Origin of the sequence: Streptomyces umbrinus, from assembly GCF_030817415.1 — a bacterium.
Taxonomy (GTDB): Bacteria; Actinomycetota; Actinomycetes; order Streptomycetales; family Streptomycetaceae; genus Streptomyces; species Streptomyces umbrinus_A.
On the sequence record NZ_JAUSZI010000002.1, the window covers coordinates 8,077,767 to 8,096,796 of the forward strand.

General features: G+C 69.5%; 18 protein-coding genes. 6 read left to right on the forward strand and 12 right to left on the reverse strand.

Features of this window, described 5'->3' with window-relative positions; all coding sequences use genetic code 11:
- Nucleotides 1-188 precede the first annotated feature (188 nt).
- Nucleotides 189-683: a DUF3145 domain-containing protein gene (locus tag QF035_RS35665; RefSeq protein WP_055611750.1), complete on the forward strand. Its 495-nt coding sequence runs from the start codon at nucleotides 189-191 to the stop codon at nucleotides 681-683.
- 185 nt (nucleotides 684-868) lie between these two features.
- Here the strand turns inward: QF035_RS35665 and QF035_RS35670 are convergent, their stop codons facing one another.
- The 5 genes from QF035_RS35670 to fasR form a co-directional block, all read right to left on the reverse strand.
- On the reverse strand, nucleotides 869-2,164 hold the full coding sequence (locus QF035_RS35670; protein ID WP_307524824.1) for a beta-ketoacyl-[acyl-carrier-protein] synthase family protein: 1,296 nt from the start codon (nucleotides 2,162-2,164) through the stop codon (nucleotides 869-871).
- Nucleotides 2,165-2,250: 86 nt separating this feature from the next.
- On the reverse strand, nucleotides 2,251-2,499 hold the full coding sequence (locus QF035_RS35675; RefSeq protein ID WP_055611752.1) for an acyl carrier protein: 249 nt from the start codon (nucleotides 2,497-2,499) through the stop codon (nucleotides 2,251-2,253).
- Nucleotides 2,500-2,570: 71 nt separating this feature from the next.
- Nucleotides 2,571-3,602: a ketoacyl-ACP synthase III gene (locus tag QF035_RS35680; protein ID WP_055611753.1), complete on the reverse strand. Its 1,032-nt coding sequence runs from the start codon at nucleotides 3,600-3,602 to the stop codon at nucleotides 2,571-2,573.
- Between the two features lie 22 nt (nucleotides 3,603-3,624).
- A complete protein-coding gene (locus tag QF035_RS35685; protein WP_307531683.1) occupies nucleotides 3,625-4,560 on the reverse strand; it encodes an ACP S-malonyltransferase in 936 nt (311 codons plus the stop codon).
- 89 nt (nucleotides 4,561-4,649) lie between these two features.
- Nucleotides 4,650-5,855: a fatty acid biosynthesis transcriptional regulator FasR gene (gene fasR, locus QF035_RS35690; RefSeq protein ID WP_055611755.1), complete on the reverse strand. Its 1,206-nt coding sequence runs from the start codon at nucleotides 5,853-5,855 to the stop codon at nucleotides 4,650-4,652.
- An 83-nt stretch (nucleotides 5,856-5,938) separates the two neighbouring features.
- Between fasR and QF035_RS35695 the strand changes: the two genes are divergently transcribed.
- Nucleotides 5,939-6,589: a pirin family protein gene (locus QF035_RS35695; RefSeq protein ID WP_307531685.1), complete on the forward strand. Its 651-nt coding sequence runs from the start codon at nucleotides 5,939-5,941 to the stop codon at nucleotides 6,587-6,589.
- 8 nt (nucleotides 6,590-6,597) lie between these two features.
- Here QF035_RS35695 and QF035_RS35700 read toward each other — a convergent pair whose 3' ends face one another.
- The gene (locus QF035_RS35700) at nucleotides 6,598-7,425 is read right to left on the reverse strand and encodes a serine hydrolase domain-containing protein (RefSeq protein ID WP_307524828.1); all 828 of its coding nucleotides are present in this window, start codon (nucleotides 7,423-7,425) and stop codon (nucleotides 6,598-6,600) included.
- Nucleotides 7,426-7,531: 106 nt separating this feature from the next.
- On the reverse strand, nucleotides 7,532-8,002 hold the full coding sequence (locus QF035_RS35705; protein WP_307524830.1) for a GNAT family N-acetyltransferase: 471 nt from the start codon (nucleotides 8,000-8,002) through the stop codon (nucleotides 7,532-7,534).
- A gap of 96 nt (nucleotides 8,003-8,098) precedes the next feature.
- On the opposite strand from QF035_RS35705, the gene QF035_RS35710 reads away from it, so the two are divergent.
- Both QF035_RS35710 and QF035_RS35715 read left to right on the forward strand, forming a co-directional pair.
- Nucleotides 8,099-8,563 (forward strand): MerR family transcriptional regulator, encoded by a 465-nt coding sequence (locus tag QF035_RS35710; protein ID WP_307524832.1) that lies wholly within the window; start codon nucleotides 8,099-8,101, stop codon nucleotides 8,561-8,563.
- On the forward strand, nucleotides 8,560-9,576 hold the full coding sequence (locus tag QF035_RS35715; protein ID WP_307524834.1) for an aldo/keto reductase: 1,017 nt from the start codon (nucleotides 8,560-8,562) through the stop codon (nucleotides 9,574-9,576). Before QF035_RS35710 ends, QF035_RS35715 begins: the two co-directional genes overlap by 4 nt.
- Nucleotides 9,577-9,702: 126 nt before the next feature.
- Here QF035_RS35715 and QF035_RS35720 read toward each other — a convergent pair whose 3' ends face one another.
- The 3 genes from QF035_RS35720 to QF035_RS35730 form a co-directional block, all read right to left on the reverse strand.
- Nucleotides 9,703-10,584, reverse strand: coding sequence for a DUF4429 domain-containing protein (locus QF035_RS35720; protein WP_307531687.1), 882 nt, complete (start codon nucleotides 10,582-10,584; stop codon nucleotides 9,703-9,705).
- A gap of 58 nt (nucleotides 10,585-10,642) precedes the next feature.
- Complete coding sequence (locus QF035_RS35725; RefSeq protein ID WP_307524836.1) at nucleotides 10,643-11,866, reverse strand: alpha/beta hydrolase; 1,224 nt, start codon at nucleotides 11,864-11,866, stop codon at nucleotides 10,643-10,645.
- A 173-nt stretch (nucleotides 11,867-12,039) separates the two neighbouring features.
- Nucleotides 12,040-12,708, reverse strand: coding sequence for a TetR family transcriptional regulator (locus QF035_RS35730; protein ID WP_307524837.1), 669 nt, complete (start codon nucleotides 12,706-12,708; stop codon nucleotides 12,040-12,042).
- Between the two features lie 158 nt (nucleotides 12,709-12,866).
- Between QF035_RS35730 and QF035_RS35735 the strand changes: the two genes are divergently transcribed.
- On the forward strand, nucleotides 12,867-14,486 hold the full coding sequence (locus QF035_RS35735; protein ID WP_307524839.1) for an MFS transporter: 1,620 nt from the start codon (nucleotides 12,867-12,869) through the stop codon (nucleotides 14,484-14,486).
- Between the two features lie 311 nt (nucleotides 14,487-14,797).
- Nucleotides 14,798-15,106 carry a small hydrophobic protein gene (locus tag QF035_RS35740; protein ID WP_307531689.1) on the forward strand — a complete coding sequence of 103 codons (309 nt, stop codon included), beginning with the start codon at nucleotides 14,798-14,800 and terminating at the stop codon, nucleotides 15,104-15,106.
- A gap of 205 nt (nucleotides 15,107-15,311) precedes the next feature.
- Here QF035_RS35740 and QF035_RS35745 read toward each other — a convergent pair whose 3' ends face one another.
- Together QF035_RS35745 and aceE are read right to left on the reverse strand one after the other, a co-directional pair.
- Nucleotides 15,312-16,067: a potassium channel family protein gene (locus QF035_RS35745; protein ID WP_307524841.1), complete on the reverse strand. Its 756-nt coding sequence runs from the start codon at nucleotides 16,065-16,067 to the stop codon at nucleotides 15,312-15,314.
- A gap of 195 nt (nucleotides 16,068-16,262) precedes the next feature.
- The gene (gene aceE / locus QF035_RS35750; RefSeq protein ID WP_307524843.1) at nucleotides 16,263-19,010 is read right to left on the reverse strand and encodes a pyruvate dehydrogenase (acetyl-transferring), homodimeric type; all 2,748 of its coding nucleotides are present in this window, start codon (nucleotides 19,008-19,010) and stop codon (nucleotides 16,263-16,265) included.
- Between the last annotated feature and the right edge of the window lie 20 nt (nucleotides 19,011-19,030).

The following is a 19,030-nucleotide window of genomic DNA, read 5'->3' on the forward strand; positions in this document are numbered from 1 at the left end:
GCCGCGGGCCGGACCCCCGGCCGGGTGCCCGCCACGCGTCCCGCCGGGTGAAACCTCGGTGTTTCCGGGCGCTGGGACCGACGGTACGTCACACTCCTTGCGCCGCCGCACGGTAGCCTCGCCACGTGGCTGCCCAGCCACTGACGTTCCGCCAAAGTACAAGATGCCCGCTCTGTCCGGAGGTCCCAGTGACGACACGTGGAGTTCTCTACGTGCACTCCGCGCCGCGTGCGCTGTGCCCGCACGTCGAATGGGCAGTCGCGGGTGTGCTCGGCACGCGAGTCAGCCTCGACTGGATCCGGCAGCCCGCGTCACCCGGCACCTGGAGATCCGAGTTCTCCTGGAAGGGCGAGGTCGGCACGGCCTCCAAGCTCGCCTCGGCGCTGCGCGGCTGGCAGATGCTGCGCTTCGAGGTCACCGCCGAACCGTGCGCCACCGCTGAGGGGGAGCGCTACAGCTGCACCCCTGAGCTGGGCATCTTCCACGCCGTGACCGGTATCCACGGCGACATCCTGATCCCCGAGGACCGCCTGCGCGCCGCCCTGGTCCGCTCCCAGCAGGGCGAAACGCAACTGGAGTCCGAACTGACCAAGCTCCTCGGCAAGCCCTGGGACGACGAACTGGAGCCCTTCCGCTACGCGGGCGAGGGCGCACCCGTCCGCTGGCTCCACCAGGTGGTCTGACAGCCAAGCCCCCTGCAGATGGGTGCGCCCCTTTTAGGGGCGCGGGGCTGTGACATTTGCGGCTCCGCCGCGTGGGCGCGACAAGCCCCCACCGGCGGTCAGCCGACATTCAACGAACGACAAATGGCCCGGGTTCCTCCAAGAGGACCCCGGGCCACTCACCGTCAAGACAAAAACGGCTGAAATCAGACCGTACGGAACGCCAGAACCACGTTGTGCCCGCCAAAGCCGAACGAGTCGTTCAGCGCGGCGATCCGCCCCTCGACGGGCAGCTTCCGCGCCTCACCACGAACGATGTCCGCGGTCGCCTCGGCCTCGGGGTCGAGGTTCTCGACGTTGATGGTCGGCGGCGCGATCCGGTTGTAGAGCGCCAGCACCGTGGCCACGGACTCCACACCACCGGCGCCACCGAGCAGATGCCCGGTCATGGACTTCGTACCGGAGACCGCGAAGTGGTCGGTGTCGTCGCCGAAGACCTTGCGCAGCGCCTTCAGTTCCGCCACGTCACCGGCCGGCGTGGAGGTCGCGTGCGCGTTGACGTGCACGATCTCCGCCGGGTTCAGGTCGGTGCTGTCGAGCAGATGCTGCAGGGCGGCCGCGATGCCGCGGCCCTCCGGCTCCGGCTGCACGATGTCGTGGCCGTCGGAGGAGATGCCCTGGCCGACCGCCTCCGCGTAGACGCGGGCCCCACGCTTGGCGGCGTGCTCGGCCGACTCCAGGACCAGGACGCCGGCGCCCTCGCCGAGGACGAAGCCGTCACGGCCGAGGTCGTAGGGACGTGAGGCGCCCTGCGGGTCGTCGTTGTTCTTGGACATCGCCATCATGTTGCCGAAGGCGGCGATGGGCAGCGGGTGGATCGCCGCCTCCGTACCACCGGCGACGACGACGTCGGCGCGGCCGGTGCGGATCATCTCGATGGCGTAGCCGATGGCCTCGGCGCCCGACGCGCAGGCGGAGACCGGGGTGTGCACACCGGCGCGGGCGCCGACGAGCAGACCCACGTTGGCCGAGGGGCCGTTCGGCATGAGCATGGGGACGGTGTGCGGGGAGACGCGGCGTACGCCCTTCTCCTTGAGCACGTCGTACTGGTCGAGCAGGGTCGTGACGCCACCGATGCCGGAGGCGATGACCGCGCCGAGCCGGTCGGGGTCGACAGCCGCGCCCTGCTCGGCGGCGTCCGATGTCTCGGCGCCCGCCTTGTCGGTGAAACCTGCGTCCGCCCAGGCCTCCTTGGCCGCGATCAGCGCGAACTGCGCCGAGCGGTCGAGGCGGCGGGCCTGCGGGCGCGGAATGACCTCGCCCGGCTCCACGGCGATCTGCGCCGCGATACGGACCGCCTGGTCGGCGGCCCAGTCCTGCTCCAGAGGGCGGACACCGGAACGTCCGGCGACCAGGCCCTCCCAGGTCGAGGCTGCGTCGCCACCCAGCGGTGTGGTTGCGCCGATACCGGTGACGACCACGGTGCGATTGGTCGGGCTCACGGGAATTCTTTCTCCAACGGATACGAGGATTCAGCGGCGCCACCGCCGGGTGGCGGGGCTAGCAGCGTCCGGGGGTGAGGGTGGGCTCAGCCCTGGTGCTTGAGGATGTACTCGGTCGCGTCGCCGACCGTCTTGAGGTTCTTGACGTCGTCGTCGGGGATCTTGACGTCGAAGCGCTCTTCGGCGGCGACGACGACCTCGACCATGGACAGCGAGTCGACGTCAAGGTCGTCGGTGAAGGACTTCTCCAGCTGGACGTCCTCGACCGGGATGCCGGCGATCTCGTTCACGATGTCGGCGAGACCGGCGACGATCTCTTCCTGAGTGGCGGCCATGTCAGGCGCTCCTTCTTGTGTATCCAGAGGGTGTGGCGGTACTCCCGCCCGGAAGGATCCGGGCGGTGTGCCTAGGGGAGGGTAACGACCGTCGCGGCGTATACGAGACCCGCCCCGAAGCCGATGACGAGCGCGGTGTCGCCGCTCTTCGCCTCGCCGGTCGCCAGGAGCCGCTCCATCGCGAGCGGGATCGAGGCGGCCGAGGTGTTACCGGTGGTGCGCACGTCACGGGCGACCGTGACGTGTTCCGGCAGCTTGAGAGTCTTCACCATCGAGTCGATGATCCGCTCGTTGGCCTGGTGGGGAATGAAGACGTCCAAGTCGTCCGCAGTGAGTCCGGCGGCGTCCAGCGCCTCCTTGGCGACCTTCGCCATCTCGAACACGGCCCAGCGGAACACCGCCTGGCCTTCCTGCGTGATCGCGGGGAACTTGACCTCGCCCTTGGAGTCCAGGGGCAGCTCGGACACGTCGCCGATCCGGAAACGGTCCCAGGGGATGGTCTGCTTGATCGTGTGGGACTTGTCGCCCTCGGAACCCCAGACGGTGGGGCCGATGTGCGGCTCCTGGGAGGGGCCCACGACGACCGCGCCCGCGCCGTCACCGAACAGGAAGGCCGTCGCGCGGTCCTCCAGGTCGGTCAGGTCGGAGAGCCGCTCGACGCCGATGACGAGTACGTACTCGGCGGAACCCTCCACGACCATGCCCTTGGCCAGGGTCAGTCCGTAGCCGAAGCCGGCGCAGCCCGCCGAGATGTCGAAGGCCGCGGCCTTCGCCGTGCCGAGCTTGTCGGCGATCTCGGTGGCGACGGCCGGGGTCTGGCTGAAGTGCGAGACGGTCGAGACGACGACGGCGCCGATCTGCTCGGCGCTGATCCCGGCGTCGGCGATGGCCTTGCCGGACGCCTCGATCGACATGGCGGCGACGGTCTCCTCGTCGTTCGCCCAGTGCCGGGTCTCGATGCCGGAGCGCGAGCGGATCCACTCGTCGGACGAGTCGATCGTTTCGAGGATCACCTCGTTCGGCACGACACGGACCGGGCGGTAGCCGCCGACACCGAGGATGCGCGCGTACGGGGCGCCCTTGCTGGGCTTGATCTTCGACATGCTCTGTCGGCTCCTTACGCGCTCAGGCGGAGGCGTGCTCGGCGATGAGCTCGCGAGCCGCGTCCAGATCGTCGGGTGTCTTCAGCGCCAGCGTCTTCACGCCGGGCAGCGCGCGCTTGGCGAGACCGGTCAGGGTGCCGCCGGGGCACACCTCCAGGAGCGCGGTCACGCCCAGTTCCTTGAAGGTCTCCATGCACAGGTCCCAGCGGACCGGGTTGGCGACCTGGCCGACCAGCCGGGCCAGGACCTCCGAGCCGGCGGTGACGGCCTGCCCGTCCTTGTTCGACACGTACGTGACCGCCGGGTCGGCAGGCGACAGCTCGGCCGCGGCGCGGGCGAGGGTGTCGACAGCCGGGGCCATGTGGTGCGTGTGGAACGCGCCCGCGACCTTGAGGGCCACCACGCGGCGTACGCCCTCGGGCTTGTCGGCCTCCAGGGCGGCCAGCTCCGCCAGCGTGCCGGCGGCCACGATCTGGCCGGAGCCGTTCACGTTCGCCGGGGTCAGGCCGAGCTTCTCCAGGTGCGGGATCGTCACTTCCGGGTCGCCGCCGAGCAGCGCAGACATTCCGGTGGCGGTGGCGGCGGTCGCCTCCGCCATGGCCAGTCCGCGGACGCGGACGAGGCGGACGGCCTCCTCGTCGGGGAACACCCCGGCGAGCGCGGCGACGGTCAGCTCCCCGACGCTGTGTCCGGCGACGGCGCCGACCTTGCGGGGCAGCTCGGCCGGGTCGTCGAAGAGGGTGTACGCCGAGGTCAGCCCGGCCGCGACCAGGAGCGGCTGCGCCACCGCGGTGTCACGGATCTCGTCCGCGTCCCCCTCGGTGCCGTAACGGATCAGGTCGAGCTCCACGGCGTCGGACCACGCCTCAAGGGCACCGCGGACACCGGGGAGGTCGAGCCAGGGAGTCAGGAAGCCGGGCGTCTGGGCGCCCTGGCCGGGAGCGACGAGTACGAGCACTCTCACACTCTCTCTTGTGGACGGGCACGGCCGCCCGTGGGGACAGGGACGAAGAACAGGAGGGGGAATTGTAGGTCCCCGACAAAAGCCTAGAGCTGGGGATCTCCATCGGCCAGACGCCCCAGGATCAGCGCGATCCGCAGCGTGAACGCCGAACGTACATCCGAAGGCGACCAGCCGGTGACGTCAGTCACACGTCGAAGCCGGTAGCGCACGGTGTTGGGATGCACGAAGAGCATCCGGGCCGCCCCTTCGAGACTGCTCGCCTGTTCGAGATAGACACTCAGCGTCTCCAGGAGAGCGGACCCGGCCTCCTCCAGTGGTCTGTAGATCTCCTCCACCAACTGTTCACGAGCAGAGGGATCCGAGGCGATCGCGCGCTCCGGCAGCAGATCGTCCGCCAGAACCGGCCGCGGGGCGTCCTGCCAGGCGAAACACGCCTTGAGGCCGGCGGCCGCGGCCTGCGCGGAGCGGGTCGCGGCGAGCAGGTCGGGCACGACGGGACCGGCCACCACGGGTCCGGCGGCGTACGGCCCGATCAGGGACTTGGCGACAGCGAGCGGGTTGTCGCTCCCACCTGCGATGACGACCAGCCGGTCCCCGAGCACCCCGGTCAGCACCTGGAGCTTGGCGTGCCGGGCGGCCCGCCGGATGGCCTCGACCGTCAGCTCGCTGTCACCGTCGGGCGCCGTGCCCAGCACCACGCACACATGCTCGGGCGAGTTCCAGCCGAGCGCCGCGGCACGGGACACCGCCCCCTCGTCGGCCTCTCCGGAGAGGACGGCGTTCACGACCAGGGACTCCAGCCGGGCGTCCCAGGCACCGCGCGCCTCGGCGGCCTGCGCGTACACCTGGGCGGTGGCGAAGGCGATCTCCCGCGCGTACACGAGCAGCGCCTCGCGGAGCACGGACTCGTCTCCGGGAGCGGCCACCTCGTCGATGGCGCTCTCCATCACCTCGATCGTGGTGCGCACCATCTCGACGGTCTGGCGCAGGGTGATCGCCCTGGTCAGCTCGCGCGGCGCGGTGCCGAAGACGTCCGTGGAGATCGCCTGGGGAGCGTCCGGATGCCGGAACCACTCCTTGAACGCGGCGATACCCGCCTGGGCGACGAGGCCGATCCACGACCGGTTCTCCGGGGACATCGCCCGGTACCACGGCAGCGTCTCGTCCATGCGCGCGATCGCCTGGGCCGCGAGACTGCCGGACGACTTCTCCAGCCGCTTCAGGGTCGCGGCGTGCGCATGGGCGGCGCGGGCGGCGCGTTCGGTGTTGCTGGATTCGGGTTCGGGCACGGGACAAGACTGCCTTATCAGGACGGGAGTATGCGGCGGAGGGTCTCGGACGGCTCGTCCGACGGGTCTACGGTGGGTCCGTGATGGACGTACGGCGCGCCGACGAGCGCTACCGCGGAGGTGACCCGGCGGCCGGGATCGAGTCCCTGCACGCCTTCTCCTTCGGCCCGCACTACGACCCGGACAACCTCCGCTTCGGCGCGGTCATCGCCTGCAACGAGGAGCGCCTCGCGCCCGGCGCCGGCTTCGACGAGCACCCGCACAGCCACACCGAGATCGTCACCTGGGTCGTCGAGGGCGAACTGACCCACCGCGACACGGCCGGCCACGAGTCGGTCGTACGCCCCGGCGACGTCCAGCGTCTCAGCTCGGCGGGCGGGGTCCGCCACGTCGAACGCAACGACGGCGGCACACCACTGCTCTTCGTCCAGATGTGGCTCGCCCCGCTTGAGCCGGGCGGCGACCCCGCGTACGAGGTCGTCCACGGCATCGCCGACTCCACCCCGTACGCCGTCCCGGAGGCGGCCGCGATGCTCCACGTCCGCCGCCTCGCGCCGGGGGAGCGCACCGCCGTCCCCGACGCGCCGTTCGTGTACGCCCATGTCGTACGCGGCGAGGTCCTGCTGGACACCATCGTCCTGACCACGGGCGACGCGGCCCGCATCACGGACGCGAAGGACCTGGAGGCGGTGGCCAGGGACGGGACGGAGCTTCTGTTCTGGGAGATGGCGTAGGGAGCCTCTTACGGGGCGCTGGAGAGCTCGGCCAGCACCGCGTCCGTGAAGGCGGGCCACACCTCGACGGCCCACGGCCCAAAGGCCCGGTCCGTCAGCGCCACACAGGCCGCTCCGGCATCGGGGTCGATCCACAGGAACGTACCCGACTGCCCGAAGTGCCCGAAGGTCCGCGGCGAGGACGAACTCCCCGTCCAGTGGGGCGACTTGGAGTCCCGGATCTCGAAGCCGAGCCCCCAGTCGTTCGGGTTCTGGTGCCCGTACCCCGGCAGGACACCCTTCGTCCCCGGGTACTGCACGGTCATCGCCTCCGCGACGGTCCGCGGGTCGAGCAGCCGCGGAGCCTGCACCTCGGCGGCGAACCGCACCAGATCGTCGACGGTCGAGACCCCGTCCTTCGCGGGCGAGCCGTCGAGGGTCGTCGACGTCATCCCGAGCGGTTCGAGCACCGCCTGCTTCAGATACTCACCGAAGGGAATCTCCGTCGCCTTCGCGATGTGATCCCCCAACTGCTCGAACCCGGCGTTGGAGTACAACCGCCGCAGCCCCGGCGCCGCCGTCACCCGGTGCTCGTCGAAAGCCAGCCCACTGGTGTGCGCGAGCAGATGCCGCACGGTCGACCCCTCGGGCCCGGCGGGCTCATCCAGCTCGACGGCCCCTTCCTCGTACGCGACAAGGGCGGCGTAGGCGGCGAGGGGCTTGGTGACAGAGGCAAGCGCGAACGGCCGGGTGACAGGGCCGCGGGTCCCGAGCACGACACCGTCCGCCCGCACAACGGCCGCGGCAACGGCAGGAACGGGCCACTCTTCAATCAGCGCAAGACTCTCCAAAGACATGCACAAGAGCCTACGGCCACGGTGAAGCACCGGGTTCGGGCAGCGCCCCTTCAGGGGCGCGGGGAACTGCGCGACAAGCCACGACGCACCCGCAGTCATCCACCGGTCAAAACCTCAGCCGCATCAACGGATCAGGCGTCCGCACGAACCCCATCGATGCATACAGCGGCGCAGCCTCCGCCGAAGCAGTCAGATCGATCTGACCGACCCCCTCCTCCCGGAACCACACCACCAACGCCTCCATACAGGCCCGCGCATACCCCCGCCGCCGCACCTCGGGATCGGTCGCCACACTGAACACGTAACCGATCCGCCCGTGCGGATTCCCGGCCCGCCCGATCCGGTACTCCACGGTCCCCACGACAAGCGCCCCCAGCGCCCCCGCCCGCTCGGGGTGATCGACGACGAAGGCCGCGAGACCCCCGTCGGGATCGGCCAGCCGCCCCCGTACGGTGGTCAGGGACTCGGCATGCCAGTCGGTGGACGTGTCCGCCCCGGCCATGGAGTCGATCATCACCTGACGCAGTCGAAGGAGTTCCTCGGCGTCCTCGGGCACGGCACGACGTACAAGACTCATGATCGGCACGGTAGCCACGGGCCCCGGCCGATGTCGTCGGAATTTCATCGGAATCCGCTTGCTTGGAGTGCACTCCAAGGTTTTAGCGTTGAGGTCATGACGGTGATGGAGACCACGGACACCAGGAACGACACCTGTGCCGGCCCGCCGCACGTGAGCCGGCGTCCGGACGGCCAGGACCAGTACACGATCAGCGAGGTCGTCGCCTTCACCGGCCTGACGGCACACACCCTCCGCTGGTACGAGCGGATCGGGCTGATGCCCCACATCGACCGCTCGCACACCGGCCAGCGCCGCTACAGCAACCGCGACCTCGACTGGCTCGACCTCGTCGGCAAGCTGCGGCTGACCGGGATGCCGGTCGCCGGGATGGTGCGGTACGCGGAGATGGTGCGCGAGGGCGACCACACGTACGGCGACCGCTTCGAACTGCTCGAAGCCACCCGCCGGGACGTACGGGCGCGGATCGCCGAGCTCCAGGACACCCTCGCGGTGCTCGACCGGAAGATCAATTTCTATGCGGACGCCGGGCGGGCCCTGGCGTCGGAGAGGTCCCGATGACGGACAGCAGGATCGCGAAGGCACAGCTCGGTACGGGCGGCCCCGAGGTCGGAGTGCAGGGCCTCGGCTGCATGGGCATGAGCTTCGCGTACGGCCCGACGGACGCCGAGGAGGCCCGGGCCACGCTGGAGCGCGCGCTGGAACTCGGCGTGACGCTCTACGACACGGCGGACGCGTACGGCCAGGGGGAGAACGAGGAGTTCCTGTCGCCGTTCTTCCGGGCGCACCGCGACGAGGTCGTCATCGCGACCAAGTTCGCCCTGACGATCCCGCCGGACGAGCCGACGAAGCGGATCATCCGCAACGACCCGCCGTACATCCGGCAGGCCGTGGAGGCGAGCCTCAAGCGGCTGAACGTCGATGTGATCGACCTCTACTACATGCACCGCCGTGACGTGAACGTCCCCATCGAGGAGACCGTCGGTGCCATGGCCGAGCTGGTCCGCGAGGGCAAGGTCAAGCAGCTCGGCCTCAGCGAGGTCACGGGCGGCGAGCTCCGTGCCGCGCAGGCGGTGCACCCGATCGCGGCCGTCCAGTCGGAGTGGTCGCTGTTCAGCAGGGACATCGAGGCGGGCGTGGTCCCGGCGGCCCGTGAACTGGGCGTGACGCTGGTCCCGTACTCCCCGCTCGGCCGGGGCTTCCTCACCGGCTCCTTCACGAACGCCGACACGGAGCTCACCGAGGGCGACTTCCGCCGCCGGCAGCCCCGCTTCACCGGCGACAACGCGGCGGCGAACGCTGCCCTCCTGGAGCCGATCCGGGCGGTGGCGAAGGCCCACGACGCCTCCGTGGGCCAGATCGCCCTGGCCTGGGTCCACCAGCAGGCGTCCGTCCACGACCTCCCCGTAATCCCCATCCCGGGCACCCGCAGGCGCACCCGGATCGAGGAGAACACGGCAGCGACCCGCATCGTCCTGAGCGAGGCCGACCTGGGAGTACTGGACGCGATCGCCTCCCAGGTATCAGGCAACCGCTACGCGGACATGTCTTTCTCATCGGCGGGCCGGGAGTAGAGAGGACCCCGTAAGGGCCGCGGGTCCGTGAGATCTGCGGCTCCAGGGGCGCCCCGTCAGGGGCGCGGGGAACTGCGCGACCAGCCACAACGGACCCGCAGCCGACGAACTACTCCCCGCGGTCCCTTACAGCTCGGCCAACAACTCGGCCTTCTTCATCGAGAACTCCTCATCCGTGACGAGCCCAGCCTCATGAAGCTCGCCAAGATGCCGGATCCGGTCGGCAATGTCGGCCGGATCCCGCCGAGCCCCCGCTCCCGTATCCGCCTCCGTACTTTCAGGCAGGGCCGAAGGCCCACCCGTCCGCACCGCCGCAAGCACCGCCGCGGCGAACGGCAACGACTCATGAACCGGCCCGTACCCCAGCCCGAAGACAACGGCGGCCGGATCCTGATCCGCCTGAGGCGGCTGCGGAACCCCATCACGGCGCAGCAGCCGCAGATGCCCCTCGAAGACCTCGGGCGAGCGCCACTCGACACCACACAGGTCGGACACGGCGAAACCCTGGTCGCCGGCCTTCCACTTGGCGGAGGACGCCCCCGTCCAGAACCACCGGAAGTGCACGGACTTCCCGTCGAAGGACGCCTTCCCGTCGTACGCCTTGAACTGGAGCGGCGTTTCGGGCGGCTGCACCAGATAGCGCTCGGCGGGCCCCGGGTCGTTGGTCGCGATCATCGCCCGCAGCTCGTCCGCGTAGTACTCGGCGAGCGTCTCCCGCTCGGCGGGCAGCACAAGCCGATAGGGGTCGGACCCCTCCTTGAGCTGTCCCGTCGCCGCCTCCATGAGCGGATCCGCTCCCGGTCTCGGCTCGGCGCGCAGGACGACCGTCCCGCGCTTGCCGGGCGTCAGCGTCACCGCCGCGATCGCGTCGAGCGGGATGCGGCGCTCACCGAGCGCCTGGAACAGCTTCGGCGTGCGGATCCCCCGTTCGAACCGGATGAGCACGGAGTCGGACTCGAACTCCCAGGCGGCATGAAATCCGGCCAGTACGTCACCCATGCGGGCCATCGTATGCGGCATGCGCTTCGTAGTCCCCTCCCTGAGCAGACCGCACTTTCTTCGTTCTCTACGCGCGTCCGACTTCAGCCGTGTCGGACAAACCCTCCCGGCACACGTCATCCTCGCGGGCGCAGCGCACCGCGCGGTACGCGCCAATCCCGATCTCGGCGAAGTTCCGCAGGCTGTCGGTGCCGGGCACGAAATAGCCCGTGTGTCCCTGGGCGCCCCGGGCCGACAGCACCCGCGCGCCGAAGTCCGAGGACATCGGATCGGCCCCGTGACCGAGCCCGCCGACCTCCAGATGCGGTACGTCCTCGATCCAGTCGTCGGAGTCCCGTACGGCCCACACCCGGGCGGAGGTGCGCAGCTGCGCGGCCTTCTCGACCCGCATACCGGGGCTGCCCGCCACCGCTATGTCGGAGACCCGGGAGGGCAGCGAGTGCGCGGCGACACCGCAGACGACCGAGCCGTAGCTGTGGCAGTACAGGGCCACGCCGGAGCGTCCGGGCAGGGCCCGGACCAGGGCGTTGAGCCGGACCGCGCCCTCCTCGGCGCGAATCCCGGTGGCCGCGTCCATGCCGAGTCCGCTGGGCGCCGTGTAGTCGGCCCAGGCGATGACGGCCGTACGTGTCTCCGGGCTCGCGGCCCGCTCGGCGCTGTGCAGGGACTTCGCCATGCCGACGGGCGCCGAGTACGTCTTGTTGGTGCGCTGGAAGGTCAGGAGGTTGGTGTCGACGCCGGGCACCACGACCGAGACCCGCTGGGCCCTGTCCAGGTCCCCGAAGACCTCCGCGACCCGGCCGGAGCCCATCGGGTCGAAGGCGAGGATGCGGCGTTCCCCGCTCATCAGGTCCTCGTAGCGATGCATCCGGCGGCCGGCCTCGTACTGTCCGGTCGGCGAGAGCCGGTCGTCGTGCATGCGTTTGAGCTCGACCTTGCGTGCCTGGCCGAGGGCGATCTGGTTGGCGCGGTACCGGAGCTGTACCGGCGCCCCGTTCATGTTGCCGACCGCCAGCGGATAGCGGGCGGCGAGCCGGGCCCGCTGCCGCGCGTCGAGCGAGGCGAAGAAGTGGGCCAGCCGGGTGGGCGTCGTGTCGTCCGGGTCCGGCAGGCGATGCCCGCCTATGTGACCGCGTTCCCAGGCGGACAGCGACGCCGCGAGCGGGGTGGTCGCGCCCCGGTGGCTGCGCACTGCTGTCCAGCCGGTGGTCCCGAGCATCACGAACACCACGGCCAGCGCGAGCAACATGCGCCAGACGTTGAGTTGGGGGGTGGAGTCGAAGGAAGTCACTGAAAGGACACACTAGGAGAACGAGAGTGTCTCGCGTTAACCGAGTGAGGCGGATCACGTTTCATGAGGGGTAATTGGGTAGAACCGGGCGCCGATTGGGTCGATCCGTCACCCTGTGTAGGTGGCCGACGGGCTTTGCCGCCAGTGGAGTTCGACTCTGTGTGCGACTGTCGTCACTCAGTGTCCGTACGGTCGTTCCCGCCGCCCGGATGCCAGTTCTCCGCCAACGCGGGCCCCACCTGGTCGAGATACGAGGCGGTCAGCTCACGCATCGCCGCCACGCTGAAGTCCTCGCCCGCGCCCCAGAGCCGGCCCGTCAGCCGCATCACCCCGCCGAAAACGGCCATCACCAGGCGTGGCCGCGGGTCGGTGTCCACGTCGAGGCCCTCACGCTCAGCGATCACTCGCGCGAGTTCCTCCTCCAGTCCCTCCTGGCGGCGCAGGTGGGCGGCGAGCAGCGCGGGCGTCGACTCGATCAACTGGAAGGCGCGCATGTGCAGTTCGAGCGGGATGACGGCCTCGATGGCCTCACCGATGGTGTCCCAGCTGGCCAGGACGGCCTGGCGCAGCGCGTCCAACGGGGCCTCGTGGGCAGGGCGCCCGCGCACCGCCTCGACGAAATGCGACTCGGTCATCTCCTGGACGGCGAAGGCGGCGTCCTCCTTGCCCGCGAAGTAGCGGAAGAAGGTGCGCTGCGAGACGTCGACGGCCTCGACGATCTCGTCGACGGTCGTCCGCTCGTACCCCTGGGTCGTGAACAGTTCCAGGGCGGCCCGCACCAGGGCGTCCCGGGTGCGCTGCTTCTTGAGCTCGCGCAGCCCCGGCCGTGACGCCGTGTCCATGGAACCTCTTCTCGTCTTCCGCGGCTGCGTCTGTTTCGTCCCTCCGGCGCGCCGCAGGTGTCCGTTCCGCCCAGCTCAGACTATCCGTGAGTGACGTGACAGTTACCGACTTGTGAATTGGTTTGTCAACTGTCAGTGGCTGTCATTAGCCTCGGTGCATGACTAGTCAGACCACCGTCGACACGACCGGCCCGGCCGACAAGGCCCCGCCCGCCGCCCCCGGTCCGACCCCGGGCAAGGGGCTGCGCGGCCACCCTTGGTACACCCTGTTCACCGTGGCCGTGGGCGTGATGATGGTGGCCCTGGACGGCACCATCGTGGCCATCGCCAACCCGGCCATCCAGAAGGACCTGAACGCCAGCTTCGCGGACGTTCAGTGGATCACCAACGGCTACTTCCTCGCGCTCGCCGTCACGCTGATCACGGCGGGCAAGCTCGGCGACCGGTTCGGCCACCGGCAGACCTTCCTGATAGGCGTGGTCGGCTTCGCGGCCGCCTCGGGGGCCATCGGCCTCTCCGACAGCATCGCCTTCGTGGTCGTCTTCCGAGTGCTCCAGGGCCTGTTCGGCGCACTGCTGATGCCGGCCGCGCTCGGTCTGCTGCGCGCCACCTTCCCGGCCGAGAAGCTGAACATGGCGATCGGCATCTGGGGCATGGTCATCGGCGCCTCCACGGCCGGCGGCCCGATCCTCGGCGGTGTCCTCGTCGAGCACGTCAGCTGGCAGTCCGTCTTCTTCATCAACGTGCCGGTCGGCATCATCGCGGTCGTCCTCGGCGTGGTGATCCTCACCGACCACCGCGCGGAGAACGCGCCGCGCTCCTTCGACCTCCCCGGTATCGGCCTGCTGTCCGGCGCCATGTTCTGCCTGGTCTGGGCGCTCATCAAGGCCCCCGAGTGGGGCTGGGGCGACGTCATGACGTGGTCGTTCCTGGCCATCTCGGTGCTCGGCTTCGCGCTGTTCGCGTACTGGGAGAACAGGGTCGCCGAGCCGCTCATCCCGCTCGGGCTCTTCCGCTCCGTGGCGCTGTCGGCCGGTGTGGTCCTGATGGTGCTCATGGCGATCGCCTTCATGGGCGGCCTGTTCTTCGTCACCTTCTACCTGCAGAACGTGCACGGGATGAGCCCGATCGACGCGGGCCTGCACCTCCTGCCGCTCACCGGCATGATGATCGTCGGCTCGCCCCTGGCCGGCGCGATGATCACCAAGACGGGACCGCGCATCCCGCTCGCGGGCGGCATGGCGCTCACGGCCATCGCCATGTTCGGTGTGTCGACGCTGGAGACGGACACGAGCAGCGGGCTCATGTCGATCTGGTTCGCGCTCCTCGGTCTCGGCCTCGCGCCGGTCATGGTCGGCGCCACGGAGGTCATCGTGGGCAACGCGCCGATGGAGCTCTCCGGTGTCGCCGGCGGTCTCCAGCAGGCCGCGATGCAGATCGGCGGCAGCCTCGGTACGGCGGTCCTGGGTGCCGTGATGGCCTCCAAGGTCGACGGCGACCTCGCGGGCAACTGGGCGGGCGCGGGCCTTCCGCAGCTCACCCCGGTCCAGCTCGACCAGGCCAAGGAGGCGGTCCAGGTCGGCGCCGCGCCGGTGGCACCGGGCACGCCGGCCGAGATCGCCGAGAAGATCACGGGCGTCGCGCACGACACGTTCATCTCCGGCATGAGCCTGGCGAGCCTCGTCGCGGCCGGCGTCGCCTTCGTGGCCATCTTCGTCGCCTTCCTCACCAAGCGGGGGGCCAACGCGGAAGCGGGCGCGGGAGTCGGACACATCTAGTCCGCTCTTCGTCTGTCTCTGTCGGCCATCTTCGGCCCGGCCCCGTCGAGTTCACTCGGCGGGGCTTTCGCCTATCAGGGTGACGCCGTTCCGTATGACTTTCATATCGGTCGTGCCGCAGGTCAGAGTTCTCTCAACTGATCCGTACGAACCGGGCAGTTCGGTGAGGCCGGGGCGCGCTGCCGGAGGGGGGCAGCGCGCCGCGGAAGCGGTGGGAGAAAAAGTACGGGTCTGAACCGAACGGACCGGGGTACCCGGCTTCCGAGCCCGAACCGGCCGGCATGCGGCCGGCTCAGAGGTCCAGGGAGTTGATGATGGCGGGCTTCGGTCACACCACGCGCAAACACCCTCGCTCACGTCGCCGTACGGGGTCACGGAGCGGGCCGGACCGCGCGACGCTCGGAATCATCGGAGTCATCTGCGCGGTCGCCGGATTCTTCGTGCTGGGGATCATCCTCGGCCCACTGGCGATCGCCTGCGGATGGCTGGCCATGGGACGCCGCTGGAACGGCGCCCGCCCACTGCCGGCGCTCATCGCACTGGTACTGGGCGCGATAGACACGATCCTGGCGATCGTCTGGATGGCCGGAACGGCAGGCCCGGGCACCGGGATGTTCTAGCCGGACAGTGAAGGACCGTGCTGCGGCTGGTCGTCGGGTGCGGGTCGTGTGTGGCTGGTCGCGCGGTTGCCGGCGCCCCTAAAAGACAAGGGGCGCCGGCAACCGCCTGTTTTTAAGGGGCGCGGGGCTGTATCGATGTGCGGCTCCGCCGCGTGGGCGCGACCAGCCCCCACGCACCCGCACCCGACGAACAACCGCACACTGCTCAGCGCAACTGCTCCTCCGCAGCGACAGACGCCGAGTCGGACAACGCGGCAACCTGCGCCCGCAGGGCCCGTACCTCCTCCGCCAGCGCCTCGATCGCCGCGGTCTGCCGCCGCTCCTCCACATCGTCCGACTCGAACCGCGATATGAACCACGCGGCGATATTGGCGGTCACGACACCGAGAAGAGCGATCCCGGACAGCATCAGCCCGACCGCTATCATCCGCCCGAGCCCGGTGGTCGGAGCGTGATCGCCGTACCCCACGGTCGTCATCGTGGTGAACGACCACCACACGGCGTCACCCAGCGTCTTGATGTTGCCCTCGGGCGACTCGCGTTCGACGGACAGCACGGCGAGGGAGCCGAACATCAGCAACGCCACCACCGCACCCACCACATACGTGGTCAGCCGTATCTGCGGCGCCATCCGGGCCCGCTGCCCGACGAGCAGCAACGTGGAGACGAGCCGCAGCAGCCGGATCGGCTGGATGAGCGGCAACAGCACCGCGCACAGATCGAGCCAGTGCGTACGGACGAATTCCCGCCGCCGGTCGGTGAGAACGAGCCGTACGAGATAGTCCAGGGCGAACAACCCCCAGACCGCCCACTCCACCCTCGTGCACCAGGAGGTCACCTCCCGCGTGGCCTCGGGCCACACGATCGGCACGGCATAGGCAACGGCAAACGCCACCGCAAGCCCGAACAAGGGCCGCTGCGTACGCTGCTCCCAACGGTCCTGCGCCGATTGCTGCTTCATGCGCGCATAGTAGAAAACGCGAAGGGGCGGCGTGACCCACGGCCACACCACCCCTACCGCACTGTGCTAGACGCACCTGGTCAGACGCGCCCCTGGTCCTTTAGGGGCGCGGGGCTGTATCGATGTGCGGCTCCGCCGCGTGGGCGAGACAAGCCCCCACGCACCCGCACCCGACAACCGAACCGACGCGGAGCGCTACGCATCCCCACCCGCAGCACCAGGATCCGCAGAAGCCACATCCAGCAACTGATACCGATCGATCGCCTGCTTGAGCACGGACCGGTCGACCTTGCCCTCGCGCGCGAGCTCCGTCAGCACCCCCACCACGATCGACTGCGCGTCGATGTGGAAGAACCGCCGGGCAGCCCCCCGGGTATCGGCGAAGCCGAATCCGTCGGCGCCCAGCGACTGGTAGGTCCCCGGCACCCAGCGAGCGATCTGGTCCGGAACCGACCGCATCCAGTCGGAGACGGCGACGAACGGCCCCTGCGCCCCGGACAGTTTCCGTGTCACATAGGGAACGCGCTGCTCCTCCTCGGGGTGCAGCAGATTGTGCCGCTCCACCTCGACGGCCTCGCGCCGCAGCTCGTTCCAGGAGGTCGCCGACCAGACGTCGGCCCGTACGTTCCAGTCCTCGGCGAGCATCCGCTGGGCCTCGACGGCCCACGGTACGGCGACACCGGACGCCATGATCTGTGCCGGGATGGAGCCCGAAGTGCCCTCCGCGAAGCGGTGGATGCCCTTCAGGATGCCGTCGACATCGACGCCCTCGGGCTCGGCGGGGTGCTGGATCGGCTCGTTGTAGACGGTGAGGTAGTAGAAGACGTCCTCGCCGTGCGGGTGCTCGTCGGACGAGCCGTACATCCGCCGCAGCCCGTCCTTCACGATGTGCGCGATCTCGAACCCGTAGGCCGGGTCGTACGCGACGCACCCCGGGTTCGTCGAGGCGAGCAACTGCGAGTGCCCGTCCGCGTGCTGCAGACCCTCACCGGTCAGAGTCGTACGACCGGCGGTCGCGCCCAGTACGAAGCCGCGCGACAACTGGTCGGCCATCTGCCAGAACTGGTCGCCGGTGCGCTGGAAACCGAACATCGAGTAGAAGACGTACACCGGGATGAGCGGCTCGCCGTGCGTGGCGTACGCCGAACCGGCCGCGATCAGCGAGGCCGTACAGCCCGCCTCGGAGATGCCGTCGTGCAGCATCTGCCCGGTCGGCGACTCCTTGTACGCGAGGAGCAGATCGCGGTCCACGGCCTCGTACTGCTGGCCGAGCGGGTTGTAGATCTTCGCGCTCGGGAAGAACGAGTCCATGCCGAACGTGCGGTACTCGTCGGGCGCGATCAGCACGAACCGCTTGCCGATCTCCTTGTCCCGCATGAGGTCCTTGAGCAGCCGTACGAACGCCATGGTGGTGGCGATCGACTGCTGACCCGAACCCTTCTTCACACTCGCGTACGTCTTGTCCTCGGGCAGCGCGAGCGGCTTCGACCGCACGACGCGCGTCGGGACGTACCCGCCGAGCCCCTTGCGGCGGTCGTGCATGTACTGGATCTCCTCCGAGTTCCGGCCCGGGTGGTAGTACGGCGGCGCGCCGGACTCCAGCTCCTGGTCGGAGATCGGCAGGTGCAGCCGGTCGCGGAAGCCCTTGAGGTCGGCGACCGTCAGCTTCTTCATCTGGTGCGTGGCGTTGCGGCCCTCGAAGTTCGGGCCGAGCGTCCAGCCCTTGACCGTCTGCGCGAGGATCACGGTCGGCTGGCCGCTGTGCGCCTTGGCCGCCGCGTACGCCGCGTAGACCTTCTTGTGGTCGTGACCGCCGCGGCCCAGGTGCAGGATCTGGTCGTCGGTCATGTTCTCGACCATCGCCCGCAGCCGGTGGTCGTGACCGAAGAAGTGCTCGCGGATGTACGAGCCCGTCTCGGTGGCGTACGTCTGGAACTGTCCGTCGGGCGTGGTGTTCAGCTGGTTGACGAGCACGCCGTCGCGGTCCTGCGCGAGCAGCGGGTCCCAACTGCGGTCCCAGACCAGCTTGATGACGTTCCAGCCGGCGCCGCGGAACTGCGACTCCAGCTCCTGGATGATCTTTCCGTTGCCGCGCACAGGACCGTCGAGGCGCTGGAGGTTGCAGTTGACGACGAACGTGAGGTTGTCCAGGCCCTCGCGCGCGGCGATGGACAGCTGGCCGAGCGACTCGGGCTCGTCCATCTCGCCGTCACCGAGAAACGCCCAAACGTGGGACTTGGAGGTGTCCGCGATACCGCGCGCCTCCATGTAGCGGTTCATTCGCGCCTGGAAGATCGCGCCGAGCGGACCGAGGCCCATCGAGACCGTCGGGAACTCCCAGAAGTCCGGCATCGACCGCGGGTGCGGGTACGACGACAGGCCGTTCGGCGCCTTTGACTTCTCCTGGCGGAAGGCGTCGAGCTGCTGCTCGCTCAGCCGGTCCAGCATGAACGCGCGGGCGTAGATTCCGGGGGAGGCGTGCCCCTGGAAGAAGATCTGGTCGCCGCCGTCGCCCTCGTCCTTGCCGCGGAAGAAGTGGTTGAAGCCCACGTCGTAGAGGGAGGCGGAGGACGCGAAGGTGGCGATGTGACCGCCGACGCCGATTCCGGGGCGCTGGGCCCTGGACACCATCACGGCCGCGTTCCAGCGGGTCGCGTTCAGGATCTTGCGCTCGATCTCCTCGTTGCCGGGGAAGAACGGCTCGTCCTTGGTGGCGATGGTGTTGACGTAGTCCGTGCTGCGCATCTCCGGCACGGCCACGCGCTTCTCGCGGGCCCGTTCGATCAGCCGCAGCATGAGATAGCGGGCCCGCTCCCGGCCCCGCTGGTCGACGGCGGCGTCGAGGGAGTCGAGCCACTCCTGGGTCTCTTCTGGATCGAAGTCAGGGACCTGACTCGGAAGGCCGCCAATGATGATCGGGTTGCGATCGGGTCCGGAAGCCACGCTGTTCCTTCGCTCTCAGG